Source organism: Rhizobacter sp. J219 (assembly GCF_024700055.1).
Classification (GTDB): domain Bacteria; phylum Pseudomonadota; class Gammaproteobacteria; order Burkholderiales; family Burkholderiaceae_C; genus Rhizobacter.
In genome coordinates, this window is the sequence record NZ_JAJOND010000001.1 from 1,786,715 (window position 1) to 1,812,819 (window position 26,105).

A 26,105-nucleotide genomic window follows, 5' to 3' on the forward strand; every position below is an offset into this window, starting at 1 on the left:
TCACACCTGAGAGAACAACCATGAATCCTCGTCACCTCATCGCCGGCGCCTGCCTCGTGGCCATCGGCAGCTCGGCCCACGCCGACGTCATCACCGACTGGAACATCGTCGCCGGCGACACCATCGTCGCCGCCAAGCTCGGCACGCCCCCGGCCAACCGCGTGATCGCGATCGTGCAGACCGCCGTGAACGATGCCGTGATCGCCGCGGGAAGCCGCGCCGACACGCATGTCGACGCCGCCGTGGCCGCCGCCAACCGCGTGACGCTCACCAAGCTGCTGCCCTCGCAAGAGGCGGCGATCACCACGGCCTACCAGGCGGCGCTGGCCAAGATCGCCGACGGCCCCGCCAAGGCTGCCGGCATCGCCGCCGGCGAAAAGGCCGCGGTCGCGGTGCTCGCACGCCGCCTGGACGATGGCGCCGGCACGCCCGAGCGCTACCGCCCGCACACCGCCGCCGGCACCTACGTGCCGACCCCCGCCGTGGCCGCGCCGCAGTGGGCGCAGCGCAAGCCCTGGAACATGGCCGGCCCGGCGCAGTTCCGCCCCGGGCCGCCGCCGGCACTGAACAGTGCGCAATGGGCACGCGACTATGAGGAAGTGCGCCTCATCGGCAGCAAGGCCAGCACCAAGCGCAGCGCCGAGCAGACCGACATCGCGCGCTTCTGGGACTACTCGCTGCCCCCGATCTACCACGCCGTGCTGCGCTCGGTCGCCAACCAGCCGAACCGCACCGTCGCGCAGAACGCGCGCCTCTTCGCCACCGCCGCGCAGGCGATGGACGATGGGCTCATCGCCGGACTGGACGCCAAGTACCACTACAACTTCTGGCGCCCGGTGACCGCGATCCGCAACGGCGACCTCGACGGCCACGACGGCACCACGATGGAAGCGGGCTGGTCCTCGCTGATCGACGCGCCGATGCACCCCGAGTACCCGAGCACGCATTCGATCCTGGCCGGGGCGATGGCGAGCATCCTGCAGGCCGAAGCGGGCCCGGGCGGTCTGCCGGTGCTTAGCACGTCGAGCCCCACGCTGGGCGGCGCCACGCGCAAGTGGAAGAGTCTGGACGACTTCACCCGTGAAGTGGCGGTGTCGCGCATCTGGGGTGGCATCCATTTCCGCACCGCGACCGACGTGGGCCTGGTGATGGGCCGGCAGATCGGCGCACAGGCGGTGGCGCAGTTCGCGCTGGCGCCGGCGGGTGATGCCAAGCTGGTCGAGCGCGTGGCGGCCAAAGGTGTGCAGGTCTACGAATGCCGCGCCGACAAGGCCGCCTCGAACGGCGCGCAGTGGGTGTTCGTCTCGCCCCAGGCCGATCTCTTCGATGGCGAGGGCAAGCCGAGCGGCACGCATTACGCCGGCCCGCACTGGGAGGCTGCGGACGGCAGCAAGATCGTCGGCAAGGTCGAAGCCCGCGCCGACGCACCGCAGTCCGGCGCCATCCCGTGGCTGCTGCTGTCGGCCCGCTCCGTCGGCAGCTCCGGTCGCTATGCGTCGGTGACGAGCATCCAGCGTGTCAACACGGTGGGCGGCACCGCCCCGGCGCAGCGGTGCGACAAGAGCGTGATCGGCAAGGTGGACAAGGTGCCGTACACGGCGGACTACCTGCTGTACGCGTCCTGAGCCCCCGCGCCAAAAGGCGCTGACCAGTCGTCTTGACGCTTCAAGACGACTGGTCATATTATTCAGGCCATGCCGCGCACTGCCGACCCGACCGACATCCCCAAGCGCCTGCTCGACGCCGGGCGCGACCTCTTCCTCCAGCAGGGCTACAACGCCACCGGCATCCAGCAGATCACCGACACCGCTGGCGTGCCCAAAGGCTCGTTCTACAACCACTTCAGCAGCAAAGAGGCCTTCGCCACCGCGGTGGCCGAGCGCTATGCGGCGTTCATGCAGCTGTCGTGGACGCGAATGCTGGCCACCGCCCCCGAGGCGCCGATGGCGGCCATCCGCCACGTCTTCGCCCAAATGACGGCCTATCACGAGCGCCACGCCGAGTGCCCCTCGGGCTGCCTGATCGGCAACTTCGCCTCGGAGATCGCGCTGGTGAGCGAAAGCTGCCGGCAGACGCTATTGGCAGCCCAGCTCGGCTGGCGCGAGCGCCTGGCCGGGCTGATCCGCGCCGCGCAGGCCGAAGGCGTGGTGCGCGATGACATCGATGCCACCGAACTCTCCGCCCTCACCTGGGCCGCCTGGCAAGGCGCGCTGCTGCGCGTGAAGGTCGAAGGCTCGGTGCAACCGCTGCGCGACACCGTGGCCCTGCTGCTCGACCGTCTCTATCCTCGTCTCTCTTCTCACTGAGCATCTCGCTGACCCCCTCCACCGCCCCCACCATGACCGCCAACACTTCTGACGCCCCCCTGTTCCAGCCGATCCGGCTTGGCAACATCACCCTTGCCAACCGCATGGCGATGGCGCCACTCACCCGCAACCGGGCCGCCGCAGGCAACGTGCCGGGCCCGCTGGCCGTCGAGTACTACACGCAGCGCGCGAGCGTGGGCCTCGTGATCGCCGAAGCCACGCAGGTGTCGGCCCAGGCCCAGGGCTATGACGCAACGCCCGGCCTGCACACGCCCGAGCAGATCGCCGGCTGGAAGAAGGTGACCGACGCGGTGCACGCCAAGGGCGGCAAGATCTTCGTGCAGCTGTGGCACACCGGGCGTGTGTCGCACTCGCGCTTCCAGCCGGGGCAGCAGGCGCCGGTCGCGCCCTCGGCGATCAAGGCAACGGCCGCCCGCACCTATGTGATCGGTCAGGGCTTCGTCGAAACGTCCGAGCCGCGCGCGCTGGCCACCGAAGAGATCGCCGGCGTGGTGAACGACTTCCGCACCGCTGCGGCCAACGCCATCAAGGCCGGCTTCGACGGCATCGAGCTGCACGCCGCCCATGGCTACCTGATCGACGCCTTCCTGCGCAGCGGCTCCAACCAGCGCACCGACCAGTACGGCGGCTCGATCGAGAACCGCGCCCGTTTCCTGCTGGAGATCACCGCCGCTGTCATCGGCGAGATCGGAGCGGAGCGTGTGGGCCTGCGGCTCTCGCCGGTGTCGCCGGTCAACGACTCCGTCGAACCCGACCCGCAACCGCTCTTCGAGCACGTGGTGCGCGAGCTGGAGAAGCTGCACCCGGTCTACCTGCACATCGTCGAGGGCCACACCGGCGGCCCGCGCGACAACCGGCCCTTCGACTATGCGGCGCTGCGCAAGCTGTATTCCGGCGTGTGGATGGTCAACAACGGCTACACGAAGGAGATGGCGGTCGAGGCGATCAAGAGTGGGCGGGCCGACATGGTCTCGTTCGGCCGCAAGATCATCGTCAACCCCGACCTGGTGCGCCGCTTCCGCGAGAACGCGCCGCTGAATGCGCCCGACAAGGCCGCGCCGCTCTACGGTGGCGAAGGTGCCTTCGGCTACACCCACTATCCCTCGCTCGACGAGGTGAACGCATGAGCACGCCGGGCCGCTCCCAAGTGCGAATCCCGGAGCGCTCTGCGCGGAGGGTCGTCCAATGAAGCTGCAGGGCAAGGTCGCGCTCGTGACAGGCGGCGGGGGCGGCATCGGCCGCGCCACCGCACTGGCATATCAGCGTGAAGGCGCAAAGGTTGCCGTGGCCGATCTCAACGGCGAGGCAGCGCAAGCCGTCGCCGCCGAAATCGAAGCGGCTGGCGGTGAAGCCATCGCGATCTCCGTCGACGTGACCAAGTCGGCCCAGGTCGAGGCGATGGTGAAGCAGGTCGTGACGCTCTTCGGCCGGCTCGACATCGCCTTCAACAACGCCGGCATCGACATCGAGCACCTGCCGCTGCACAAGGCGACCGAAGAGGAGTTCGACAAGCTCGTCGCCGTCAACATCAAGGGCGTGTGGCTGTGCATGAAGCACGAGATCACGCAGATGCTCGAACAGGGCTCGGGCGGCGCGATCGTCAACACCTCGTCGGTGGGCGGTGTGATCGGTGCGTCGCGCCAGCCGGTCTACGGCGCGACCAAGCACGCCGTGCTCGGCCTCACCCGTGCGGCCGGCGTGGAGTACGCGCGCAAGGGCATCCGCGTCAACGCGGTGTGCCCCGGCATCATCAACACCGAGATGACCGAGCGCGCCATCGCCCGCGAGCCCAAGCGGGCGCCTTACATCGAGCAGGCGCACCCGATCGGCCGGCTCGGCGAGGCCGAGGAGATCGCCCGCGCGGCGGTGTTCCTCAGCTCCGACGATGCATCGTTCATCGTCGGCCATCCGCTGCTGGTGGACGGCGGCATGACGGCACGCTGAGGCCGCGGTTCCCAGGGGAAAGCTCTCCCCTGCGCGGGCAACGGGTGCGCGCTACGATGGCTCGCACCCGTTTGCAAACCCGCACGCATGGACAGCCTCGACCTGCAAGTCCTCACCCAGGCCCGCCAGTGGCACGCCGAAGGCCATCCTGTGCGCCTGGTCACCGTGATCGAAACCTGGGGCTCGGCCCCGCGCCCGCCCGGCGCCCTGCTCGCGATGCGCGGCGACGGGCTCGTGGTCGGCTCGGTCTCCGGCGGCTGCGTGGAAGACGACCTGATCGAGCGCGTGCGTGCCGGCGAGGCAATGGACAAGCCCTCGCTCGTCACCTACGGCGTCACCAAGGAGGAAGCCGCCCGCTTCGGCCTGCCCTGCGGCGGCAACCTGAGGCTCGTGCAGGAGCCGCTGACCGACGTCACATGGATCGACGAGGTACTCGCCCGCACCGCCCGCCATGAAGCCGTCGCACGGCGGCTCGATCTCGCCACCGGCACGGTGACGATCGAAGCCGCCACCCGCGGCGAAGCCTTCAGCTTCGACGGCCAGGTGATGCGTGCGCTCTTCGGCCCGCGCTGGCGCATGCTCATCATCGGCGCGGGGCAACTCTCGCGCGTGCTCGCGCAGATGGCGCTGGCGCTCGACTTCGAGATCATCTGCTGCGACCCGCGCGAGGAATACCACCTCACCTGGGACGTGCCCGGCACTCGCTTCAGCACCGCGATGCCCGACGACCTGGTGCTCGAACTGCAGCTCGACCCGCACAGCGCCGTGGTCGCCGTCACCCACGACCCCAAGCTCGACGATCTGGCCCTGCTGGAAGCCCTCAAGTCGCCCGCGTTCTACGTCGGCGCACTCGGCTCGCGTGGCAACACCGCCAAGCGCCGCGAGCGGCTCGCGCTCTTCGACCTCTCGGCCGAGGAGATCGGCCGCCTGCACGGCCCGATCGGGCTCGATCTCGGCGGGCGCACACCCGCGGAGATCGCGGTCTCCATCCTCGCGGAGATCGTCGCCGTGCGGCATGGCGTGGCGCTTTCGCAGAAGAAGCCGGTGCTGCAAGATGCGCCGGCCTGTGATTCGCGCCCTGCATGATCCCGTGGCTGCGTCATCCGCTCGACCCGCTGCCCGACACGCGGCTGGCCCTGCCCGCAGGGTCTGACGCGCCGGGCCTGCTGGCCGCCGGCGGCGAACTCACCACCGCGCGCCTCACCGAGGCCTATAGCAAGGGCGTGTTTCCCTGGTACAGCGAGGGCCAGCCCATCCTGTGGTGGTCGCCCGACCCGCGCATGGTGCTGTTCACCGACGAGTTCAAGGTCTCGCGCTCGCTGCGCAAGACGCTGCGTCATTTCATCCTCGACCACCCGCGCTGCGAGATCCGCATCGACAGCGCCTTTCGCCGCGTCATCACCGCCTGCGCCTCCACGCCGCGCGACGGCCAGGCGGGCACCTGGATCCTGCCCGAGATGATCGATGCCTACTGCGACTGGCACGCACAAGGCGCGGTGCACAGCTTCGAAACCTGGGTCGACGGGCAACTGGTTGGCGGCCTCTACGGCATCAACCTCGGGCGCATGTTCTACGGCGAGTCGATGTTCTCGCACCGCACCGATGCGTCAAAGATTGCCACCGCCGCGATGGTCGCGTTCTGCCGAGCCCACAGCATCGCCCTCATCGACTGCCAGCAGCGCACACGGCACCTCGCCTCTCTGGGTGCGCGTGAGATTCCGCGCAGCGAGTTCGAGGCCGCAATCACCCCACGGGTAAGGGAACCGGCTATAAACGATTGGACCTATCATCCTTCGCTGTGGGCCCAGCTGAATCTCGATGGCGCGGCCCCTGAGGAACCTGGCCCGTGACCCACCCGAAAGAGCTGCCGCTCTCGTCGATCCAGTTCTACGCCACCGCGCCCTACCCGTGCAGCTACATCGCGGGTCGCATGGCGCGCTCGCAGGTCGCCACCCCCAGCCACCTCATCCACGCCGACGCCTACTCGGGCCTCGTCGCCAATGGCTTTCGCCGCAGCGGCATGTTCACCTACCGGCCGTTCTGCGACGGCTGCCGCGCGTGCGTTCCGCTGCGCATACCGGTCAAGAACTTCGAACCCACGCGCAGCCAGAAGCGCGCCTGGAAGCAGCACGGCAACCTGCAGGCCCGCGTGCTGCGCCTCTGCTTCGTGCCCGAGCACTACCAGCTCTACCTGCGCTACCAGGCCGGGCGCCACAGCGGCGGCGGCATGGACAACGACTCCGTCGACCAGTACACCCAGTTCCTGCTGCAAAGCCGCGTGAACTCGCGCCTGGTCGAGTTCCGCGAGCCGCCCGCGGCCGACGGCACGCTCGGCGCACTGAAGATGGTCTCCATCCTCGACATCCTCAACGACGGGCTGTCGGCGGTCTACACCTTCTACGAGCCTGAGCCGCGCACGAGCTACGGCACCTTCAACGTGATGTGGCAGATCGAGCAGACGCGCCTGCTCAAGCTCAAGCACGTGTACCTCGGCTACTGGATCAACGACAGCGACAAGATGTCGTACAAGGCCCAGTTCAGGCCGCACGAGGTGCTGGTGAACGAGCGCTGGGTACCGTCGTCCCAGGCTTAGAGACTCGCTCGCGGCAGCATCCGCACGCCGCAGAAGAGAAAACCCCCCTCTTCCACCGCGAACCCTTCCGCATGTGCGGCCGCGAGCACGGCCGCCGGGTCGTTCACCTCCACGTGCACCGCGGCGAGCCGCTCTGGCGTGCCGGGCAGGAAGCGCACACCGCCCAGGTCGAAGCGCAGCACGGTCAGGTCGTCATCGTCGACGCCGATGGGCACGTCGATGATGCGCGCCCAGTGCACGGCCAGACCGTTCAGGTCGGGCGTTTCGACGTCGATCCACGGGATGCCGCTGACGCGGTCGAGCCGCTGGTGAGATCGCCAGTGCGGCCCGGCGGGCCAGTAGGCGCCATCCAGGCGCTCGTTGCCGTCGCTGCGGTCGAACTCGAGCATCGTGGCGCGGGCATCGCGTGGGTGGAGCTGGATGCCGTGGAAACCGGGCGCGTCCATCACATGGGCAATGCGCACATTGAGCGACTCGACCAGCGACTGGCGGCGCTCCGGGTCGTGCGTGTCGAAGATCGCCATGTAGCCGCCGCGGCCATCGCTGCGTTCGAGAAAGCGGCCGGCCGCCGTGCCCTCGCGCGTGGGCGAGACGATTTCGAGGAACTGGTGGCCGAAGACGAAGAGCGCATTCGCGAGGCCGTATTTCGCGACGGCCTCGTCGCGGTGGCAGACCTCGACACCGAAGATGCGACGCACCCGCTCGACGGCGGCTTCGAGTTCGGGGGCCACGAGGCAGATCTGGCGCAGTCTCAACATGGGCCGGCAGCATAGGGGTCGACCGCTCTGTGGACAATACGCGGCCGACCCAGTGCCCACCCTGCATGAACACCGCCACCCTGGCTTCCGATCTCGCCCACCACACGCCGATGATGCAGCAGTACCTGCGCATCAAGGCGGAGCACCCCGACACGCTGGTGTTCTACCGCATGGGCGACTTCTACGAATCTTCTACGACGACGCCCGCCGCGCCAACAAGCTGCTCGACATCACGCTCACGCAACGCGGCCAGAGCGGCGGCGAGCCGGTGGTGATGGCGGGGGGTGCCGGTGCATTCGGTCGAAAGCTACCTGGCCAAGCTCATCAAGCTGGGCGAGGCCGTCGCGATCGCCGAGCAGGTGGGCGATGTGGCCACCGCCAAAGGGCCGGTCGAGCGCAAGGTGGTGCGCGTCGTCACGCCGGGCACCGTGACCGATGCGGAGCTGCTGGCCGACAAGCGCGACGCGCTGCTGCTCGCACTGTCGCAACAGACGAAACGCGGCGTGGCGAGCTACGGGCTCGCATGGCTAGGCCTCTCGAACGGCCAGCTCGGCATCACCGAATGCAGCGAGCGCGAGCTGGCCGGCTGGTTGTCGCGCCTCAACGCGGCCGAGGTGCTGGTCGCCCGCGACCAGGTGCCCGCGGCGCTCAGTGCCTCTCGCATCGCGATCACGCATCGGCCCGACTGGCAGTTCGACGCCGCCCTCGGCGCGCGCAAGCTCTGCGAGCAGCTGCGCGTGGCAAGCCTCGCCGGCTACAACGCGCAAGACCTCGCCTGCGCCCATGCCGCCGCCGCCGCGCTGCTGAGCTACGCCGAACACACCCAGGGCCAGGCGCTCGCCCACGTGCGCACCCTCACGGTGGAGCGCGCCAGCGACCTGCTCGACCTGCCGCCCACCACTCACCGCAATCTCGAACTCACTCAGACGCTGCGCGGCGACGATGCGCCCACGCTGCTCTCGCTGCTCGACACCTGCCGCACCGGCATGGGCAGCCGGGCCTTGCGCCACTGGCTCACGCACCCCTTGCGCGAGCGCCATGTTGCGACGCAACGGCACGACGCGATCGAGGTGCTGATCAGCCGCTCGCCCGACGCGCTGCGCGAAGCGCTGCGCCATGTGAGCGACGTCGAGCGCATCACCGCCCGCATCGCGCTGCGCCAGGTGCGCCCGCGCGAGCTGACCGGCCTGCGCACCACGCTGCAAGGCCTGCCGGCGCTGCGCGCGCTGGTGCCGCAAGGCCAGGCGCTGCTGCTCGACCTGCTGGCCGAGGCCATGAGCCCGCCGGCCGGGATCGAAGCCCTGCTGCGCACCGCCATCGCCGAAGAGCCCGCCGTGCTGCTGCGCGACGGCGGCGTCATCGCACCCGGCTACGACCGCGACCTCGACGAGCTGCGCGGCATCAGCCAGAACTGCGACGCCTACCTGCTCGACCTCGAAGCGCGCGAGCGCAGCCGCACCGGCATCGCCAACCTGCGCGTGCAATACAACAAGGTGCACGGCTTCTACATCGAGGTGACGCAGGGCCAGGCGAGCAAGGTGCCGATGGACTACCAGCGCCGCCAGACGCTGAAGAACGCCGAGCGCTTCATCACGCCCGAGCTGAAGGCTTTCGAGGACAAGGCCCTCTCGGCGCAGGACCGCTCGCTCGCCCGCGAGAAGATGCTGTACGAGGCGGTGATCGACCAACTGCAGACGCATCTCGACGAACTCGGCGGCCTGGCCCGCGCACTGGCCAGCCTCGACGCGCTGGCCGCACTCGCCGAGCGCGCCCGCACGCTCAACTGGTGCCGCCCGCAGTTCGTGCGCGAGCCCTGCATCGACATCACCGCCGGCCGGCACCCCGTCGTCGAAGCGCGCCTGCTGGAAACCGGCAACGGCAACTTCATGGCCAACGACTGCCGTCTCGATGCCACCCGCAAGATGCTCGTCATCACCGGCCCCAACATGGGCGGCAAGAGCACCTTCATGCGCCAGGTGGCGCTGATCGTGCTGCTGGCGGCCATCGGCTCCTATGTGCCGGCCAGCGACTGCCGGCTCGGGCCCATCGACGCCATCCACACCCGCATCGGCGCGGCCGACGACCTGGCCAATGCGCAATCGACCTTCATGCTCGAAATGACCGAGGCCGCGGCCATCGTGCACACCGCCACCGAGCAGTCGCTGGTGCTGATGGACGAGATCGGCCGCGGCACCTCGACCTTCGACGGCCTGGCGCTCGCCGGCGCCATCGCGAGCCAGCTGCACGACCGCAATCGTTCATTCACCCTCTTCGCCACGCACTACTTCGAGCTGACTGAATTTCCGGTCAAGCACACGCAAGCGCTCAACGTGCACGTCTCGGCCGCCGAAAGTGGCGACGACATCGTGTTCCTGCACGACATCCAGCCTGGACCGGCCAGCCGGAGTTACGGCGTGCAGGTGGCACGGCTGGCCGGCATGCCTGCGGTGCTGGTGCGCCAGGCCCGCGCGGCGCTGGAGGCACTCGAAGCCCAGCAGAAGGCGAGCGACGCTCAGATCGACCTCTTTGCCGCACCGGCGGCGCCGGTAGAAATCGAGGCTTCCGCCGTGGACAAGGCACTGGCCGCGATCAATCCCGATATGCTGTCGCCGAAGGAAGCGCTGGACGCGCTCTATCGCCTGAAGTCTCTCCAAGAAAGCAGCAAGACATGACGTACTGCGTGGGCATCAAGCTCGATGCCGGCCTGGTCTTCCTCTCGGACTCGCGCACCAACGCGGGCCTCGATGCGATCAGCACCTTCCGCAAGATGATGGTCTACGAGAAGCCGGGCGACCGCTTCATGGTGCTGCTCTCGGCCGGCAACCTGTCGATCTCGCAATCGGTGCGCGAGATCCTGCAGGTCGAAAAGCTCGACAACGGCCCCGACGAGCCTCCGCTCACCATCTGGAATGCCACGAGCATGTTCGACGCCGTGCGTGTGCTCGGCAGCGCCGTGCGCCGCGTCTACGACCAGGATGGCCCCTCGCTGCGCGCCGCCGGCATCGACTTCAACGCATCGATGATCTTCGGCGGGCAGATCCGTGGCGAGGCAATGCGGCTCTTCCTTGTCTACTCGGCCGGCAACTTCATCGAGGCCACGCGCGAAACCTGCTTCTTCCAGGTCGGCGAATCGAAATACGGCAAGCCGGTGCTCGACCGCATGATCACGCCGCACACCCCGCTGGACGAAGCGGCCAAGTGCGCCCTGGTCTCGATGGATTCCACGCTCAAGTCGAACCTGTCGGTCGGCCTGCCGCTGGACCTGCTGGTCTACCGCGCCGACCACCTGCAGAGCGACCAGATGGTGTGCATCGACGAGCACAACCCCTACTTCCACATGATCCGCAGCACCTGGGGACAGAAGCTGCGCCAGGTGTTCGAGTCGATCGAAGATCCGCACTGGGAAAGCGGCGGCACCACCGCCTACCCGCTGTGCGTGCGTTCGTCGCGTTTCGAGCCCATGCGCAAGATCACCAACGCCAGCGAAAAGACGATCTGAGATGGCCGGCAAACGCAAAGGCACCATCGTCTTCTCGCACGCCAACAGCTTCCCGGCCGGCACCTACCGGGTGCTCTTCGAGGCGTGGAAGAAGGCGGGCTACACGGTGCTCGCCGTCGAGAAGTACGGCCACGACCCGAAGTACCCCGTGACGAACCACTGGCCTCGGCTGCGCGAGCAGCTGGTGCATTTCACCGAAGCGCATGCCAAGGAGCCGGTGTTCTTCGTCGGACATTCGCTGGGTGGCTTCCTGAGCCTGCTGGCCGCCGCCAGGCGTCCCGACCTTGCCCGCGGCGTGGTCATGCTCGACTCGCCGGTGATCAGCGGCCTGCTCACGCCCACCATCCAGTTCGCCAAGTTCACCGGGCTGGGCATGCAGTTTTCGCCCGGCGCCATCTCGCGGCGCCGGCGCGACCACTGGCCGAGCCGCGAAGCCGCGCATGAACATTTCGCCGGCAAGGACTCGTTCGCCCGCTGGGACCCGCGGGTGCTCGCCGACTACATCGCCTGCGGCATCGAAGATGCGAAGGACCCCATGCCCCCGGGGGTGACACTCGCCTTCCGCCGCGAGGTGGAAACCGACATCTACAACACCCTGGCCCACGACATTCCCGGCTTCCTGCGACGCCATCCGCTGCGCCACCCGCTGGCGTTCGTCGGCGGCACCCAGTCCACCGAGGTGCGTCAGGTCGGCATGCACGCCACCGAGCGCCTCGCACACGGCCGGGTGTCATGGATCGAGGGCTCGCACCTCTTCCCCTTCGAGCGGCCCGAAGACACCTCGGCCGAAGTGCTGCGCTGGCTCAAGGTGCTGGCCGAGCAGGCTTCCGCCGTCGAGGCCTGAGTCCTTCTGCATTCGCGTTGACCCCCCACCGGCGCAGGGATGTGCGCCGCGGGGCCACGCCTATAATCGCGCTTTACCACCAGAGCATTTGCAGCACGCAAGTGCCACAGCAATGACCAAGTTCGTCTTTGTCACCGGCGGTGTGGTGTCCTCGCTGGGCAAGGGCATCGCGGCAGCGTCACTTGCAGCGATCCTCGAATCGCGCGGCCTCAAGGTCACGCTCATCAAGCTGGACCCTTACCTCAACGTCGACCCGGGCACCATGTCGCCCTTCCAGCACGGCGAGGTGTTCGTCACCGACGACGGCGCTGAAACCGACCTCGACCTCGGCCACTACGAGCGCTTCATCACGACGCGGATGAAGAAGTCGAACAACTTCACCACCGGCCAGATCTACAAGAGCGTGCTCGAGAAGGAGCGCCGCGGCGATTACCTCGGCAAGACGGTTCAGGTGATCCCGCACGTCACCAACGAGATCCAGGAATTCGTCAAGCGCGGCGCCGGCATCGGCACCGACCATGCGGTGGACGTGGCCATCGTCGAAGTGGGCGGCACGGTGGGCGACATCGAGTCGCTGCCCTTCCTCGAAGCCGCGCGCCAGATGAGCCTGCGCATGGGCCCGAACAACGCGGCCTTCGTGCACCTCACTTACGTGCCGTGGATCGCCGCCGCCGGCGAACTCAAGACCAAGCCCACGCAGCACACGGTGCAGAAGATGCGCGAGATCGGCATCCAGCCCGATGCGCTGCTGTGCCGTGCCGACCGCGCCATCCCCGACGAAGAGCGCGAAAAGATCTCGCTCTTCACCAACGTGCCCGAATGGGGCGTGATCTCGGTGTGGGACGCCGACACCATCTACAAGGTGCCGCGCATGCTGCACGAGCAGGGGCTCGACGGGCTCATCTGCGACAAGCTGCGCATCAACACCCCGCCCGCCAACCTGAAGCGCTGGGATGCGCTGGTCGAGGAAGTCGAGCATCCGCAGCGCGAGGTGACGATCGCCATGTGCGGCAAGTACACCGACCTGTCCGACTCCTACAAGTCGCTCAACGAAGCCCTGCGACACGCCGGCATCGCCAACCACGCCAAGGTCAACATCGAGTACGTCGATTCCGAGACGCTGACCCCGGCCAACGTGAACCAGCTCGACAAGTACGACGCGATCCTCGTGCCTGGCGGGTTCGGCAAGCGGGGCGTCGAAGGCAAGGTGCTCACCGCGCAGTTCGCCCGCGAGCACAAGGTGCCCTACCTCGGCATCTGCCTGGGCATGCAGGTTGCAACCATCGAATACGCCCGCCACAAGGCTGGCCTCGTGAACGCGAACAGCACTGAGTTCGACCCTGACACGCCCGAGCCGGTGATCGCGCTGATCGAAGAGTGGCAAGATGCCGACGGCTCGATCCAGAAGCGCAGCGCCCAGTCCGACCTCGGAGGCACCATGCGCCTCGGCGCCCAGAGCCCGACGTCAAGCCCGGCACCCTGGCCCACGAAATCTACGGAGATGTGGTGACCGAGCGTCACCGCCACCGCTACGAGGCCAATGTCAACTACCTCGACAAGCTCACCGAAGCGGGCCTCGTCATCTCGGCCATCACGCAGCGCGAGAAGCTGACCGAGATCGTGGAGCCCCGAGGAGCGTGCACCCTTGGTACATGGGCGTGCAGTTCCACCCCGAGTTCAAGTCGACGCCGTGGGGCGGGCATCCGCTCTTCAAGTCGTACATCGAGGCGGCACTGGCGCATCAGTCCTCGCGCAGCAAGCAGAAGGTGGCGGCATGAAGCTTTGTGGATTCGACGTCGGGCTGAACAAGCCCTTCTTCCTCATCTCCGGCCCGTGCGTGGTCGAGTCCGAGCAATTGCAGATGGACGTCGCCGGCCGTCTCAAGGAGATCACCTCCGCGCTCGGCATCCCCTTCATCTTCAAGAGCAGCTACGACAAGGCCAACCGGTCGTCGGGCACCTCGTTCCGCGGCCCGGGCATGGAAAAAGGCCTGGAGATCCTCGCCAAGGTAAAACGCGAGCTGAACGTGCCCATCCTGACCGACGTTCACAGCGAGGCCGAGATTCCCGCGGTGGCCAGCGTCGTCGACGTGCTGCAGACCCCCGCTTTCCTGTGCCGCCAGACCGACTTCATCCACGCGGTGGCGCAGTCGGGCAAGCCGGTCAACATCAAGAAGGGCCAGTTCTTGGCGCCGCACGACATGAAGAACGTGATCGACAAGGCCCGTGCGGCGGCCAAGGCCAAGGGCCTGAACGAAGACAACTTCATGGCCTGCGAGCGGGGCGCGAGCTTCGGTTACAACAACCTCGTCTCCGACATGCGCTCGCTGGCGATCATGCGCGAGACGGGTGCGCCGGTCGTGTTCGACGCCACGCACTCGGTGCAACTGCCGGGTGGCCAGGGCACGGCTTCGGGCGGTCAACGCGAATTCGTGCCGGTGCTCTCTCGTGCCGCGATCGCGGTGGGTGTGGCGGGTGTGTTCATGGAAACGCACCCCGACCCGAAGAACGCGATGAGCGACGGGCCGAACGCCGTGCCGTTGAAGCACATGAAGGCACTGCTCGAACAGCTGGTCGCCCTCGACCGCGTGATCAAGCAGCAGCCGCTGCTCGAAAACGACTTCTCCTGCTGAACGCCATGAGCGCCTACATCATTGCGGACGTGACGGTGACCGACGCCGAGAAGATGGCTAAGTACCGCGAGTGGTCCACGAAAGCCATGCAGGAGCACGGCGCCGAGATCCTGGTGCGTGGGGGCGAGTTCGAGGTGCTCGAAGGCCCGTGGACACCCAGCCGCATCATCGTGCTGCGCTTTCCCGACCGCGCCAAAGCCAAGGCCTTCTACGCCAGCGAGACCTACAGCCACGCCCGCACCCTGCGCGAAGGCGCCGGCATCATGCGCATGATCGTTGTCGATGGCGTGTAACGGCTAGCGGACGAGAATCGCCCCATAAATTCACCCAAAACTGCCAAGAGGAAGATAGATGAGTGCCATCGTTGACATCGTCGGCCGCGAGATTCTCGACAGCCGCGGCAACCCGACCGTCGAATGCGACGTGCTGTTGGAAAGCGGCACCATGGGCCGTGCCGCCGTGCCCTCGGGTGCGTCCACCGGCTCGCGCGAAGCCATCGAGCTGCGCGACGGCGACAAGAGTCGCTACCTCGGGAAGGGCGTTCTCAAGGCCGTCGAGCACATCAACACCGAGATCAGCGAAGCCGTGCTCGGCCTCGACGCCTCGGAGCAGGCTTTCCTCGACCGCACCCTGATTGACCTCGACGGCACCGAGAACAAGAGCCGCCTGGGCGCCAACGCCACGCTGGCCGTCTCGATGGCCGTGGCCCGCGCCGCGGCCGAAGAGTCGGGCCTGCCCCTCTACCGCTACTTCGGTGGCTCGGGCGCGATGCAGATGCCAGTGCCGATGATGAACGTCATCAACGGCGGCGCACACGCCAACAACAACCTCGACCTGCAGGAGCTGATGATCATCCCCGTGGGTGCCCCGAGCTTCCGCGAGGCGGTGCGCTATGGCGCCGAGGTGTTCCATGCGCTCAAGAAGATCATCGACGCCAAGGGCATGAGCACCGCCGTCGGCGACGAAGGCGGCTTCGCGCCCAGCGTGGCCAGCCATGAGGCCGCGATCCAGATGATCCTGGAAGCCATCGACAAGGCCGGCTACACCCCGGGCGAACACATCGCCATCGGCCTCGACTGCGCCGCCAGCGAGTTCTACAAGGACGGCAAGTACCACCTCGAAGGCGAAGGCCTGCAGCTGACCGCCCCCGAGTGGACCGACATCCTCGCCACCTGGTGCGACAAGTACCCGATCATCAGCATCGAAGACGGCATGCACGAAGGCGACTGGGACGGCTGGAAGCACCTCACCGAAAAGCTCGCCGGCAAGGTGCAGCTGGTGGGTGACGACCTCTTCGTCACCAACACCAAGATCCTGCGTGAAGGCATCGAGAAGCGCATCGCCAACTCGATCCTCATCAAGATCAACCAGATCGGCACGCTGACCGAGACCTTCGCCGCCATCGAGATGGCCAAGCGCGCCAATTACACCGCGGTGATCTCGCACCGCTCGGGCGAGACCGAAGACTCGACGATCGCCGACATTGCAGTCGGCACCAACGCCGGCCAGATCAAGACCGGCTCGATGAGCCGCTCCGACCGCATCGCCAAGTACAACCAGCTGCTGCGCATCGAGGAAGACCTCGGTGATGTGGCGTCGTACCCTGGCCGCGGCGCGTTCTACAACCTGCGCTAAGCCCACGCCGGCCCACACGTGCGCATCGTCACCCTCGCCCTGCTGGCGCTCATCGCGCTGGTGCATGCCGGTCTCTGGCTCGGCCGGTCGGGGGTGCCGCGCGTGATGGAGCTGGAAGGCAAGCTGCTCGAACAGAAGGCCCAGAACGAAGCCGCGCACGAGCGCAACGAGCAGCTGCTGGCCGAGGTCAGCGACCTCAAGGAAGGCCTGGAGATGGTCGAGGAAAAAGCGCGCTTCGAGCTGGGCATGGTCAAGCCGGACGAGATCTACGTCCAGGTCACGCCCAAGCGCTAGCGCCGCATGGATGCCCTGCTGCAGGCTCTGCAGCCGATCTTCGCCGCACCCTTCACGCTTCTCGGCTCGCCCGTCACCTGGCTCGAGATCGTGGCCTTCGTGCTCGCCATCGTCATGGTGGTGTGCAACATGCGCGTCAATCCCATCGCCTGGCCGCTCGCCATCGCGAGCTCGCTGTTGTACTTCCTGCTCTTCTGGAACAGCAAGCTCTACGGCGAAGCGGGGCTGCAGATCTTCTTCGTGGTGGTCGCCAGCTGGGGCTGGTGGCAATGGCTGCGAGGCACGCAGGACGACGGCAAACCGCTGCAGGTGCGCTCGCTTGCACCGAACGCACGCTGGGGCCTGCTGCTGACGCTGGCCATCGCCTGGCCCGCGACCGGCCTCTTCCTCGCCCGCACCACCGACACCGACGTGCCCTGGTGGGACGCCTTTCCCACCGCCGCCAGCCTGCTCGGCCAGTGGCTGCTCGGCCGCAAGTACGTCGAGAACTGGACGGCCTGGCTGGTCGTCAACACCGTCAGCGTCGCACTCTTCGCCTACAAGGGCCTGTGGCTGACGGTGGTGCTCTACGCGATCTTCATCGTGATGTCTGTCGCCGGCCTGCGCGCATGGAAGCGCCTGGCCGTCGCGGCATGAGCCTCGCCCGGCCGCCCGTAGAGGCTCGTTCCCGCTTGGCGGGACCGCACGAAGTGCGTGGGGTGCCCCATTGAGCGGCGTCATCACGATCGTCGGCGCCGAAAGCACGGGCAAGACCACCCTGGCGGCGGAGCTGGCCGAAGCACTCGCGCAAAAGGGCTTGCGCGTGGCACGCATCGACGAGTACCTGCGCGAGTTCTGCTTGGCACGGGGGCGCACCCCTCACGTCCACGAGCAGGTGGGCATCGCACAGGAACAGGCACGCCGCATCGAAGCCGCCATGGTCACGCACGACATCGTCGTCGCCGACACCTCGGCGCTGATGATCGCCGTTTACAGCGATCTGATCTTCGGCGATGCCAGCCTCTACGCCATGGCCGAAGCCGAACAGCGGCGCTATCGCCACACGCTGTTGACCGCACTCGATCTGCCCTGGGAAGCCGATGGACACATGCGAGACGGCGCACATGTGCGCGAGCCGGTGACCGCGCTGGTGCGCGCCAGCCTCGTGCGGGCGAACGTGCCGTATGCGGTCGTCAGCGGCGAAGGGCCGCAGCGGCTGCGGTCTGCGCTCGCCGCGATCGGCCACGCATTGCCCGACGAGTCACCGCAGCGCCCCTGGCAGTGGGTCTGCGAGCGCTGCGGCGATGCCGACTGCGAACGCCACCTGCTCGCACGAGGCGATGTCTAGCTCGCCTGTCCGAGCGACACCACCGCGAGGATGATCGCGCCGAACACCATGTTGGCGCTGACCCAGAAACGGATCTCCTGCAGCGCCGCACCACCGGCCGGCCACTCCTGCGCAGCCACCGCCCGCTGCAGCCGGCGATAGAGCGCAAAGCGGATGTGTCCATACACCAGGGCCATCAAGACGCCCAGCCCAGCCATCACGTACCAGTCGGCCGGGGCGTTGAACGGAGTCCCCGTCTGATGCGTGCTCCGCACCGCCCAGCCCCACATGCCGGCGCCGGTGGCGAGCGTCACCAGCACCAGCCCGGCCACGATGTTGAGGAAGCGGCCCAGTGCATCGGCCATCAGCGGCAGCCGCTGCGGCGGCGGCAGCGCGGCGGCGGCGGGCCGCAGGCAGAAATGCGCGAACACCATGCCGCCCAGCCAGATGATGATCGCGGCCCAGTGCAGGAGTTTCAGCAGTGCGTAGACCATGGGGTGGTGTCAGTTGAGTGTGGTGGTGCCGGGCTGCTGCCGGCTTTGCGGCGTGAAGAGCTCGCCCACGTCCACCACGTCGAAGTGGTACTTCACGCCGCAGAAGTCGCAGCCGATCTCGACGCGTCCCTGCTCGACTACGATGCCGTCGACCTCCTCGCGCCCGAGCGACTTGAGCATGTTGCCCACCCGCTCGCGCGAGCAGCTGCAGGCGAACCTCGGGTGCTGTGGCTCGTAGCGCAGGACCTTCTCTTCCCAGAAGAGGCGGCGCAGGATGGTGTCGGCATCGAGCGTCAGCAGCTCGTCGCTGGTCAGCGTGGCGGCGAGCATCGCGATGCGGCGGTAGTCCTCGTCGCGGCCGATGTCGTCTTCGTTGCGCGCACCTCCGAGGTTGCCCGCACCTTCGACCGGCAAGCGCTGGATCAGCAGGCCGGCGGCCACTTCGTCGTTGGCGGCCAGCACGAGCTTGGTGTCGAGCTGCTCCGACTGCAGCATGTAGTGCTCGAGCACCTCGCTCAAGCGGTGCAGCGGCTCGCCATGGTCACCATGCAGTGCCACCACACCCTGGTAGGGCTGCTGGCCCGGCAGCTTCTGGCGCGGGTCGAGCGTGATCGCGCAGCGGCCCTTGCCGTTCACGTTGACCAGCGTGTCCAGGCGCGGCACCGGCGGCATCTCGCCCGTGACCTTGGCCGTGACACGAAAGCTCAGGTCCGACTTCACTTCGGCGACCGTCAGCTTCACCGGCCCTTCACCGTGGATCTGCATCACCACCGCACCGTCGAACTTGATGTTCGACTGCATCAGCACACCGGCCGCCGCCATCTCGCCGAGCAACTCGCGCACGGGCGCCGGAAACGCGTCTTGTGCCGACTCCCGGCGCGCCAGCACCTCGCGCCAGTCGCCCGTCAGCCGCACCAGCAGGCCGCGCACCGGCAGGCCATCGAACAAGAATTTATGGAGTTCGCTCATCAACCAATCTTCTTCAAACCCGCCTTGTAGCGCTTGGCATTCTCGACATAGTGCAGCGCGCTCAGTTTGAGTCGCTCGATCTGCTCGGGTGTGAGCATCTTCACCACCTTGGCCGGCGAGCCGAGGATCATCGAGCCGTCCGGGAACTCCTTGCCTTCGGTGACCAGCGCGCCCGCACCCACGATGCAGTGCTTGCCGATCTTGGCGCCGTTCAGGATCACCGACTGGATGCCCACCAGCGAGCCCTCGCCAATGGTGCAGCCGTGCAGCATCACCTGGTGGCCCACCGTCACGTTCTCGCCCAGGGTCACGGGGTAGCCGGTGTCGCAGTGGATCACGGTGCCGTCTTGCACGTTGGCATTGCGGCCGATGGTGATGCGCGCGTTGTCGCCGCGCAGCACCGCGCCGAACCACACGCTCGCGTTGTCTTCGAGCGTCACCGCACCGATGACCTGCGCGCTGTCGGCGACCCAGGCGGAATCGGCAATGTCGGGGGACTCGTCGCCGAGTTGATAAAGAGCCATGGGCATCCTCAGGGTGAAGCCGATAATTTTAGGGATGAACCCCCGACGCCGCGCCCTCGAGGTCTTGCGCCTGCAAGATCCTGCCGCCAAGGCCGCCGAAGCCCGCGCGCTTTTCGCGCAACTGGACCGCAGTCTCATCGACACCACAGAGCGAATAGAGGCTCCACTCGATCTGCCCGGCCGCCCGGCTCGCCCGCGGCTCGTGCCGCCCAAGCAGGTGCCGTCGCGCACGCCCTACACACCCGAAGGCCGCGCCGCCCTGCTGCACGCCATCTCCCACATCGAGTTCAACGCGATCAACCTCGCGCTCGACGCCGCGTTCCGCTTCGACGGCATGCCGGTGCTCTTCTACGTCGACTGGCTGCGCGTCGCCAGCGAGGAGGCCTTGCATTTCACGCTGCTGCGCGAGCACCTGCAAAGCCTCGGCCACGACTACGGCGACTTCGACGCACACGACGGCCTGTGGCTGATGACCCAACGTACCGCCGGCGACGTGACCGCGCGCATGGCCCTCGTGCCGCGCACGCTCGAAGCGCGCGGGCTCGACGCGACACCGCCGCTCCAGGCCAAGTTCGCCAAGGCGGGCGACACGCGGGCGGTCGAGATCCTCGGCATCATCCTGCGCGACGAGGTGGGCCATGTGGCGATCGGCAACCGTTGGTACCGCTGGTTGTGCCAACGCGAGGGGCTCGACCCCGTCGACCACTACCGCGAACTCACCCGCCGGCACGAAGCGCCCAAGTTGCGACCGCCGTTCAACGACAGCGCGCGCCTGGCGGCCGGCTTCACCGACGAGGAACTGGCGCAACTGCGCACCGGTTGAGGTGGCGCACATCTTGCTGCCGGCCGAGCCGCCCCCGTGCCGAGCGCCATTACACTGGGGCCCCCTTGCGGCCGCCACGAGCGGCCGCTTTTCAGGCCTCAATCGAAGGACGTCCATGAACAACACGCTCTCCACACGTCGCTTTCTCCAAGCCAGCGCCCTGCTGATCACCGGCATCCTCCTCTCTGCCTGCGGCAAGAAGGCCGAGACGCCGCCTCCGGCCGCTTCGGCCCCCGTCGCCGCGGCGTCTGCCCCGGCTCCGGCACCGGCCAAGGTGTACGTGGTCGGGACCGACGCCGCCTACGCGCCGTTCGAGTCCGAGAACACGCAGAAGGAAATCGTCGGGTTCGACATCGACGTGGTGAAGGCCATCGCCCAGAAGGCCGGCATCGAGGTGAAGTTCATCAACACCCCGTGGGAAGGCATCTTCAATACCCTCGCGCAGGGTGACCGCGACCTGCTCGTCTCGGCGATCACGATCACCGAGGAGCGCAAGCAGACCATGGACTTCAGCGACCCCTACTTCGATGCGCAGCAGCTCATCGCGGTGAAGGCCAACTCCAAGGTGACCAAGTTCGATGAGTTGAAGAAACTCAAGGTCGGCGTGCAGACCGGCACCACCGGCGACGAGGTCGTCACCAAGCTGCAGGGCAAGACCAGCGCCAATATCAAGCGCTTCGAGTCCACGCCGCTGGCGCTGAAAGAGCTCGAAAGCGGTGGCGTCGATGCCGTCGTGGCCGACAACGGCGTGATCATCAACTACGTCGCCAACAACTCCGGCAGCAAGTTCAAGACGGTCGCCGACAAGGCCTTCCAGAACGAGCAATACGGCATCGCCGTGAAGAAGGGCAACGCCGACCTGCTGGGCAAGATCAACAAGGGCCTGGCCGACATCAAGGCCGACGGCACCTACGACAAGATCTACACCCAGTACTTCGGCGCTGCGCCGGCGGCGGCACCGGCCGCGTCTGCAGCCTCGAAGTAAACCGCACCTACTGCACCCTCGGCGATGGATTTGCGCTGGGAGATCCTCGTCGGTTACGGACCTCTGTTCGTGACCGGCCTGTGGATGACCGTCCAGCTCACCCTCGTCGCCATCGTGTGCGGGCTGGTGCTGGGCGTGCTGTTCGGCCTCGTCAGCAGTTCGAGCGACGCACCGCCCCTGAAGTCGATCGCGCTCGCGTGGGCCCTGCGGCTCGCGCGGGCCTTCACGGTCGCCTACGTCACCTTCTTCCGCGGCACACCGCTGTTCGTGCAGATCCTGCTCGTGCACTTTGCGGTGATGCCCCTGCTGGTCCACCCCGACACCGGCTTGCTGCTCGCCGGCGAGTCGGCACGGGAATTCCGGCAATCGCACGGGGCGTTCTTCTCTGGTGCGCTCGCGCTGAGCCTGAACGCCGGGGCCTACATCTCCGAGATCTTTCGCGCCGGCATCCAGAGCATCCACCTCGGGCAGACGCAGGCCAGCTACAGCCTGGGCCTGACCCATGCGCAGGCCATGCGCTTCATCGTGCTGCCACAGGCTTTCCGGCGCATGCTGCCAGCGCTGGTGAACGAGGGCATCACGCTCATCAAGGACTCCTCGCTCGTCTCGGCCATCGGCCTGGCCGAGCTGGCGATGGCCGCACGCACCGTCGCGGGCGCGTATTCCCGCTATTGGGAGCCCTACCTCACCATCTCGGTGATGTACCTCGTGCTCACCCTGCTGCTGTCGCTGCTCGCCAAGCGTCTGGAAGCCCCTGCGCACCACCGTGGCCGTTGATTTGTGCTAGCGCATCGAGCACAAAAAGCTTGTTGCGAACGAGCAACGAGATTGGGACTTTCCAGTACATGCGCGCCTAAACTCCATTCGCGTTTGGGTCAGCAGTCGGGACTCAACCACCCAACAGTGAAACCTTCCGCGGTAACCAACTCCGCACTTCACACATAAGGAATGCTCATGAAGCGCTCTCTTTTCATCGCCGCCATTTCCACCCTGGCAGCGGGTTCGGCTCTTGCACAAAGCTCGGTGACCGTCTACGGCCGCCTGAACGAAACTGTTGAACGTCAGAAGGATGGCAGCACGTCATCGACCCAGGTGGTCAACAACGCGTCGCGTATCGGTTTCAAGGGCACCGAGGACTTGGGCGGCGGCCTGAAGGCCTTCTTCCTGATCGAGCACGGCTTCAATGCCGACACCGGCACGACTTCCGGCGCATTCTGGGGTCGCGAGTCTAATGTCGGGCTGTCTCACGCCTCGCTCGGTACGCTGCGCCTCGGCAACATGGGTCCGACGGCCGCTTACTTCGCCACGGCCGACTACATCAGCTTCCACAACCACGACACCGGCACGTCGTCGGATGCGTTCTACCTGTACCCCGGCGACGCGCGAAACACCATCGCGTACAAGACGCCGACCTTCGCTGGCCTGGATGCCGAATTTCAGCTTGGCCTGCGCGAAACCGCTGCCGAAAACACCCAAACTCTGGCCGTTAACTATGTCGGTGGCCCGCTGCACTTGGGCGCTGCCTACGTAAACGGCCCGGTCACGATCGACGGCGTGACCTACAACGACGCGCAAGAGATCGGTCTGCGTGCGATGGTGGAGCTGGGCGCCTTCACGGTCGGCTCCTACTGGGCCCGCAACGACGGCAAAATCGCCGGCTCCGATGTCGAGCGCGACACCTTCCGCGTGTCCGGCATGTTCACGACCGGCGCCCTGGAGCTGCACGCCAACGTCGGTCTGGCCAGCAAGATCAAGGTCAACGGTTCGTCCGCCGACGGCACCGATGCCAAGCAGTTCACGCTGGGCGCGAACTACAACCTGAGCAAGCGCACTAAGGTGTACGGCTTCTACACGAAGGTCGACAACAAGGCCAACATCGCCTACTACTCGTCGGCGGACGGTAACGACTTCCAGTCGTTCGCGGTTGGTATCCGCCACAACTTCTGATCCCCCGATCAGCAAGCTGTCGCAAGACAAGAACGGCCGGTCGCAAGACCGGCCGTTTTTCTTTCAGCCCAGGAAATACCGCTTCAAGCCCGCGAGGATCATCTCCACCGCGATCGCGGTCAGCACCAGGCCCATCAGCTTCTCAGTGGCCGACACCACCGAGTCGCCCACCCAGCGGCGGATCTGATTGCACAGCAAGAGCACCAGCAAAGACACCCCCATTGCGCAGGCCAGCGCGCCGATCCACGAGCCCATGCGGTCGGGCTGGCGTGAGGCCAGCAGCAGCACCGTGGCCATTGCCGACGGGCCGGCCAGGAGCGGCACCGCCAGCGGAAAAATCAGCGGCTCCTTGCCTTCGGGCACACCGTAGGCGCCGCCACCGCCGCCAAAGATCATGCGAATGGCGACCATCAGCAGGATCACACCGCCAGCCACTTCGAGCGAACGCTCCGACAGACGCATCACCCGCAGAAAACCCTCGCCGACGAACATGAAGACGAAGAGCACCGCGAACGCGATGCCCACTTCACGCAGCGCCACCCAGCGCCGCCGCTCGGGCGCCACCTGACGCATCACCGGGATGAAGATCGGCAGGCTGCCCAGCGGGTCGAGCACCAGCAGCAAGAGGATCAGGGCCGAGACGAAGTCGTGTTGCATCGCGAGTCCTGCTCAACGCCCGCGCCAGAACAGACCGTCGAGCCTCCTTCATCGTGATCTGCCGCCAGGTCGGCCGACCGTGGTTGCACTGGTCGCTGCGCTCGGTGCGCTCCATGTCACGCAGCAGCGCGTTCATTTCGTCGAGCGTGAGCTGCCGGTTGGCCCGCACCGCGCCGTGACAGGCCATGGTCGAAAGGATCTCGTGCTGCGCACGCTGGATGACGCTGCTGGCGTCGTACTGCGCCAGCTCGGCCAGCACGCTGCGAGCGAGCTCCACCACATCACCACCGGCCAGGGCCGCCGGCCGCGAACGCACGGCGAGCGTGCCGGCCGACAGCACCGAGACATCGAGCCCCAGGGCCAGCAGGTTCTCGGCCTGGGCCTGCGCAGTCGCGATCTCCTGCGGCGTGGCTGCGAAGGTCGCCGGGATCAAGAGCGGCTGCGATTCGATGGCCGCCGCGCCAAGGCTCGCCTTGAGCCGCTCGTAGACGATGCGCTCGTGCGCCGCGTGCATGTCGACGACCACCAGGCCCTGCGCGTTTTCCGCCAGCACGAAGACACCGCCCACCTGCCCGACCGCACGGCCGAGTGGCCAGTCGCCCGCAGGCAGCGGCTGCGTTGGCGGTTCAGCCGCCGGAGCGGCAGGCCGCGGGCCCGGCGTCACCGGCCACGGCGAGGGTGCTTCCTGGGCATAGAGCACCGCCACCTGTTCCAGGTTGAGCGGGTTCTGCAGCGTCGGCATCGGCCGTGAGGCGAACGAGGGGCGAGCCGCTTCGGTGGCCTGGGGCTGCGCTTCGGGCATCGCGGCCACGTGCGCCTGCGGCGGCGCCAGCCCCGCCTCCACCGCCCGCCGCATCGCCTGGTGCACCTCGCGCGAATCGCGGAAGCGCACTTCGATCTTGGTCGGGTGCACGTTCACGTCGACCCGATCGGGCGCGATCTCCAGGAACAGCACATAGGCCGGCTGGCGGCCGCCATGCAGCACGTCTTCATAGGCCGAACGCACGCCATGCGCGATCAGCTTGTCGCGCACGTAGCGGCCGTTGACGTACACATACTGCTGGTCGGCGCGCGAGCGGGCCGCAGCCGGCGTGCCGGCGCGCCCCATGACGCGCAGCGGGCCGATCTCGAACTGCACCTCGCGGCTCTCGGCCACGAAGGCGTCGCCCAGTACCTCGCGCAGGCGTTGCGCCAAGCTGCTGCGGCGCCACTGCTCGACGAGCTTGCCCTCATGCCACACCGCAAAGCCCACGTCGGGCCGCGCCAGCGCATGCCGGCGCACCGCTTCGAGGCAATGGGCAAGCTCGGTCGCATCGGTCTTCAGGAACTTGCGTCGCGCCGGGGTGCTGAAGAAAAGCTCGCGCACCTCCACGCTCGTGCCGCGTCCGCGCGCCGCCGGCACCAGCTCGCCGCTGCGCGCGTCGATGCGCTGGGCGTGCGGCGCCCCTTCGGTGCGGCTGGCGATGCTCAGTTCGGCGACAGACGAGATCGCCGCCAGCGCCTCGCCGCGAAACCCCATGGTCGCCACACTCTCCAGCTCGCCCAGGGACGCGATCTTGCTGGTCGCATGACGGCGCAACGCCAGCGGCAGCTCGTCGGCCGGAATCCCGACCCCGTCGTCTTCGACCAGGATGCTGCGCACGCCCCCGGCCATCAGCTTGACGACCACCTCGGTGGCGCCGGCGTCGAGCGCGTTGTCGACCAGCTCGCGTACCACCGAGGCCGGCCGCTCCACCACCTCGCCGGCGGCGATCTGGCTGATGAACTCGTCGGGCAGCTCGCGGATCGGTCGACGCTTCGCAGGATCAGACACAGCAAGCTCGGGCACAGCGTTCATCGGGGCATTGTAAGAACGGTGCCCAGGGCGTCACCCA

24 protein-coding genes and 3 pseudogenes are annotated in these 26,105 nt (G+C 67.3%); 21 read left to right on the top strand and 6 right to left on the bottom strand.

The window, feature by feature from the left end; all coding sequences use genetic code 11:
* Positions 1 to 20 precede the first annotated feature (20 nt).
* The 7 genes from LRS03_RS08095 to LRS03_RS08125 all read left to right on the top strand — a co-directional run bounded on the left by LRS03_RS08095 (position 21) and on the right by LRS03_RS08125 (position 6,864).
* On the top strand, positions 21 to 1,625 hold the full coding sequence (locus tag LRS03_RS08095) for a DUF3455 domain-containing protein (RefSeq protein ID WP_257824883.1): 1,605 nt from the start codon (positions 21 to 23) through the stop codon (positions 1,623 to 1,625).
* A gap of 69 nt (positions 1,626 to 1,694) precedes the next feature.
* Positions 1,695 to 2,306, top strand: coding sequence for a TetR/AcrR family transcriptional regulator (locus tag LRS03_RS08100; protein WP_257824884.1), 612 nt, complete (start codon positions 1,695 to 1,697; stop codon positions 2,304 to 2,306).
* A gap of 32 nt (positions 2,307 to 2,338) precedes the next feature.
* On the top strand, positions 2,339 to 3,454 hold the full coding sequence (locus LRS03_RS08105) for an alkene reductase (protein ID WP_257824885.1): 1,116 nt from the start codon (positions 2,339 to 2,341) through the stop codon (positions 3,452 to 3,454).
* Between the two features lie 58 nt (positions 3,455 to 3,512).
* Positions 3,513 to 4,271 (top strand): SDR family oxidoreductase, encoded by a 759-nt coding sequence (locus LRS03_RS08110; protein WP_257824886.1) that lies wholly within the window; start codon positions 3,513 to 3,515, stop codon positions 4,269 to 4,271.
* Between the two features lie 87 nt (positions 4,272 to 4,358).
* Positions 4,359 to 5,357 (top strand): XdhC family protein, encoded by a 999-nt coding sequence (locus LRS03_RS08115; protein ID WP_257824887.1) that lies wholly within the window; start codon positions 4,359 to 4,361, stop codon positions 5,355 to 5,357.
* On the top strand, positions 5,354 to 6,121 hold the full coding sequence (aat, locus tag LRS03_RS08120) for a leucyl/phenylalanyl-tRNA--protein transferase (RefSeq protein ID WP_257824888.1): 768 nt from the start codon (positions 5,354 to 5,356) through the stop codon (positions 6,119 to 6,121). The genes LRS03_RS08115 and aat overlap by 4 nt, the downstream gene beginning before the upstream one ends.
* Positions 6,118 to 6,864 (top strand): arginyltransferase, encoded by a 747-nt coding sequence (locus LRS03_RS08125; RefSeq protein ID WP_257824889.1) that lies wholly within the window; start codon positions 6,118 to 6,120, stop codon positions 6,862 to 6,864. Before aat ends, LRS03_RS08125 begins: the two co-directional genes overlap by 4 nt.
* Here LRS03_RS08125 and LRS03_RS08130 read toward each other — a convergent pair.
* A complete protein-coding gene (locus LRS03_RS08130) occupies positions 6,861 to 7,622 on the bottom strand; it encodes a VOC family protein (protein ID WP_257824890.1) in 762 nt (253 codons plus the stop codon). The two genes, LRS03_RS08125 and LRS03_RS08130, sit on opposite strands and share 4 nt — an antisense overlap.
* A 113-nt stretch (positions 7,623 to 7,735) precedes the next feature.
* On the opposite strand from LRS03_RS08130, the pseudogene mutS reads away from it, so the two are divergent.
* The 10 genes and pseudogenes from mutS (at position 7,736) to LRS03_RS08180 (ending at position 17,853) form a co-directional block, all read left to right on the top strand.
* Positions 7,736 to 10,294, top strand: a pseudogene (gene mutS / locus LRS03_RS08135) (DNA mismatch repair protein MutS).
* Positions 10,291 to 11,121, top strand: coding sequence for a proteasome-type protease (locus LRS03_RS08140; RefSeq protein ID WP_257824891.1), 831 nt, complete (start codon positions 10,291 to 10,293; stop codon positions 11,119 to 11,121). Before mutS ends, LRS03_RS08140 begins: the two are co-directional and overlap by 4 nt.
* A 1-nt stretch (position 11,122) precedes the next feature.
* On the top strand, positions 11,123 to 11,965 hold the full coding sequence (locus tag LRS03_RS08145; protein ID WP_257824892.1) for an alpha/beta fold hydrolase: 843 nt from the start codon (positions 11,123 to 11,125) through the stop codon (positions 11,963 to 11,965).
* Between the two features lie 112 nt (positions 11,966 to 12,077).
* Positions 12,078 to 13,743 (top strand): annotated as a pseudogene (pyrG, locus tag LRS03_RS08150) (CTP synthase).
* Positions 13,740 to 14,597 (top strand): 3-deoxy-8-phosphooctulonate synthase, encoded by an 858-nt coding sequence (gene kdsA, locus LRS03_RS08155; RefSeq protein WP_257824894.1) that lies wholly within the window; start codon positions 13,740 to 13,742, stop codon positions 14,595 to 14,597. The pseudogene pyrG and the gene kdsA overlap by 4 nt, the downstream one beginning before the upstream one ends.
* A gap of 5 nt (positions 14,598 to 14,602) precedes the next feature.
* Positions 14,603 to 14,890, top strand: coding sequence for a DUF1330 domain-containing protein (locus LRS03_RS08160; RefSeq protein ID WP_257824895.1), 288 nt, complete (start codon positions 14,603 to 14,605; stop codon positions 14,888 to 14,890).
* A 58-nt stretch (positions 14,891 to 14,948) separates the two neighbouring features.
* Positions 14,949 to 16,232, top strand: coding sequence for a phosphopyruvate hydratase (gene eno, locus LRS03_RS08165; protein ID WP_257824897.1), 1,284 nt, complete (start codon positions 14,949 to 14,951; stop codon positions 16,230 to 16,232).
* 18 nt (positions 16,233 to 16,250) lie between these two features.
* Complete coding sequence (locus LRS03_RS08170; RefSeq protein ID WP_257824899.1) at positions 16,251 to 16,526, top strand: septum formation initiator family protein; 276 nt, start codon at positions 16,251 to 16,253, stop codon at positions 16,524 to 16,526.
* Between the two features lie 6 nt (positions 16,527 to 16,532).
* Positions 16,533 to 17,162 (top strand): nicotinamide riboside transporter PnuC, encoded by a 630-nt coding sequence (gene pnuC, locus LRS03_RS08175; protein ID WP_257824900.1) that lies wholly within the window; start codon positions 16,533 to 16,535, stop codon positions 17,160 to 17,162.
* 70 nt (positions 17,163 to 17,232) lie between these two features.
* A complete protein-coding gene (locus tag LRS03_RS08180; RefSeq protein WP_257824903.1) occupies positions 17,233 to 17,853 on the top strand; it encodes an AAA family ATPase in 621 nt (206 codons plus the stop codon).
* Here LRS03_RS08180 and LRS03_RS08185 read toward each other — a convergent pair.
* The 3 genes from LRS03_RS08185 to LRS03_RS08195 are packed head-to-tail and all read right to left on the bottom strand — an operon-like array spanning position 17,850 to position 19,819.
* A complete protein-coding gene (locus tag LRS03_RS08185) occupies positions 17,850 to 18,326 on the bottom strand; it encodes a CopD family protein (RefSeq protein ID WP_257824904.1) in 477 nt (158 codons plus the stop codon). The genes LRS03_RS08180 and LRS03_RS08185 overlap by 4 nt on opposite strands.
* Before the next feature lie 9 nt (positions 18,327 to 18,335).
* On the bottom strand, positions 18,336 to 19,295 hold the full coding sequence (hslO, locus tag LRS03_RS08190; RefSeq protein WP_257824905.1) for an Hsp33 family molecular chaperone HslO: 960 nt from the start codon (positions 19,293 to 19,295) through the stop codon (positions 18,336 to 18,338).
* A complete protein-coding gene (locus LRS03_RS08195; protein ID WP_257824906.1) occupies positions 19,295 to 19,819 on the bottom strand; it encodes a gamma carbonic anhydrase family protein in 525 nt (174 codons plus the stop codon). Before LRS03_RS08195 ends, hslO begins: the two co-directional genes overlap by 1 nt.
* 34 nt (positions 19,820 to 19,853) lie before the next feature.
* Here LRS03_RS08195 and LRS03_RS08200 point away from each other — a divergent pair, with 34 nt between their 5' ends.
* The 4 genes from LRS03_RS08200 (at position 19,854) to LRS03_RS08215 (ending at position 23,574) form a co-directional block, all read left to right on the top strand.
* Positions 19,854 to 20,642, top strand: a complete 789-nt coding sequence (locus LRS03_RS08200) for a ferritin-like domain-containing protein (RefSeq protein ID WP_257824908.1) — start codon at positions 19,854 to 19,856, stop codon at positions 20,640 to 20,642.
* Between the two features lie 115 nt (positions 20,643 to 20,757).
* Positions 20,758 to 21,627 (top strand): basic amino acid ABC transporter substrate-binding protein, encoded by an 870-nt coding sequence (locus LRS03_RS08205; RefSeq protein ID WP_257824909.1) that lies wholly within the window; start codon positions 20,758 to 20,760, stop codon positions 21,625 to 21,627.
* A 24-nt stretch (positions 21,628 to 21,651) separates the two neighbouring features.
* Positions 21,652 to 22,404, top strand: coding sequence for an amino acid ABC transporter permease (locus LRS03_RS08210; RefSeq protein WP_257824911.1), 753 nt, complete (start codon positions 21,652 to 21,654; stop codon positions 22,402 to 22,404).
* 177 nt (positions 22,405 to 22,581) lie between these two features.
* A complete protein-coding gene (locus LRS03_RS08215) occupies positions 22,582 to 23,574 on the top strand; it encodes a porin (protein ID WP_257824912.1) in 993 nt (330 codons plus the stop codon).
* Between the two features lie 63 nt (positions 23,575 to 23,637).
* On the opposite strand, the gene LRS03_RS08220 is transcribed toward LRS03_RS08215, so the two are convergent.
* Positions 23,638 to 24,231 (bottom strand): MarC family protein, encoded by a 594-nt coding sequence (locus tag LRS03_RS08220; protein ID WP_257824914.1) that lies wholly within the window; start codon positions 24,229 to 24,231, stop codon positions 23,638 to 23,640.
* A gap of 12 nt (positions 24,232 to 24,243) precedes the next feature.
* Positions 24,244 to 26,068, bottom strand: a pseudogene (mutL, locus tag LRS03_RS08225) (DNA mismatch repair endonuclease MutL).
* Between the last annotated feature and the right edge of the window lie 37 nt (positions 26,069 to 26,105).

Bases quoted from the DNA above. Each gene is read 5' to 3' on its own strand.
- LRS03_RS08095 (WP_257824883.1), top strand. From the start codon at position 21: ATGAATCCTCGTCACCTCATCGCCGGCGCCTGCCTCGTGGCCATCGGC.
- LRS03_RS08100 (WP_257824884.1), top strand. From the start codon at position 1,695: ATGCCGCGCACTGCCGACCCGACCGACATCCCCAAGCGCCTGCTCGAC.
- LRS03_RS08105 (WP_257824885.1), top strand. From the start codon at position 2,339: ATGACCGCCAACACTTCTGACGCCCCCCTGTTCCAGCCGATCCGGCTT.
- LRS03_RS08110 (WP_257824886.1), top strand. From the start codon at position 3,513: ATGAAGCTGCAGGGCAAGGTCGCGCTCGTGACAGGCGGCGGGGGCGGC.
- LRS03_RS08115 (WP_257824887.1), top strand. From the start codon at position 4,359: ATGGACAGCCTCGACCTGCAAGTCCTCACCCAGGCCCGCCAGTGGCAC.
- aat (WP_257824888.1), top strand. From the start codon at position 5,354: ATGATCCCGTGGCTGCGTCATCCGCTCGACCCGCTGCCCGACACGCGG.
- LRS03_RS08130 (WP_257824890.1), bottom strand. From the start codon at position 7,622: ATGTTGAGACTGCGCCAGATCTGCCTCGTGGCCCCCGAACTCGAAGCC.
- LRS03_RS08140 (WP_257824891.1), top strand. From the start codon at position 10,291: ATGACGTACTGCGTGGGCATCAAGCTCGATGCCGGCCTGGTCTTCCTC.
- LRS03_RS08145 (WP_257824892.1), top strand. From the start codon at position 11,123: ATGGCCGGCAAACGCAAAGGCACCATCGTCTTCTCGCACGCCAACAGC.
- kdsA (WP_257824894.1), top strand. From the start codon at position 13,740: ATGAAGCTTTGTGGATTCGACGTCGGGCTGAACAAGCCCTTCTTCCTC.
- LRS03_RS08160 (WP_257824895.1), top strand. From the start codon at position 14,603: ATGAGCGCCTACATCATTGCGGACGTGACGGTGACCGACGCCGAGAAG.
- eno (WP_257824897.1), top strand. From the start codon at position 14,949: ATGAGTGCCATCGTTGACATCGTCGGCCGCGAGATTCTCGACAGCCGC.
- pnuC (WP_257824900.1), top strand. From the start codon at position 16,533: ATGGATGCCCTGCTGCAGGCTCTGCAGCCGATCTTCGCCGCACCCTTC.
- LRS03_RS08185 (WP_257824904.1), bottom strand. From the start codon at position 18,326: ATGGTCTACGCACTGCTGAAACTCCTGCACTGGGCCGCGATCATCATC.
- hslO (WP_257824905.1), bottom strand. From the start codon at position 19,295: ATGAGCGAACTCCATAAATTCTTGTTCGATGGCCTGCCGGTGCGCGGC.
- LRS03_RS08195 (WP_257824906.1), bottom strand. From the start codon at position 19,819: ATGGCTCTTTATCAACTCGGCGACGAGTCCCCCGACATTGCCGATTCC.
- LRS03_RS08200 (WP_257824908.1), top strand. From the start codon at position 19,854: ATGAACCCCCGACGCCGCGCCCTCGAGGTCTTGCGCCTGCAAGATCCT.
- LRS03_RS08205 (WP_257824909.1), top strand. From the start codon at position 20,758: ATGAACAACACGCTCTCCACACGTCGCTTTCTCCAAGCCAGCGCCCTG.
- LRS03_RS08210 (WP_257824911.1), top strand. From the start codon at position 21,652: ATGGATTTGCGCTGGGAGATCCTCGTCGGTTACGGACCTCTGTTCGTG.
- LRS03_RS08215 (WP_257824912.1), top strand. From the start codon at position 22,582: ATGAAGCGCTCTCTTTTCATCGCCGCCATTTCCACCCTGGCAGCGGGT.
- LRS03_RS08220 (WP_257824914.1), bottom strand. From the start codon at position 24,231: ATGCAACACGACTTCGTCTCGGCCCTGATCCTCTTGCTGCTGGTGCTC.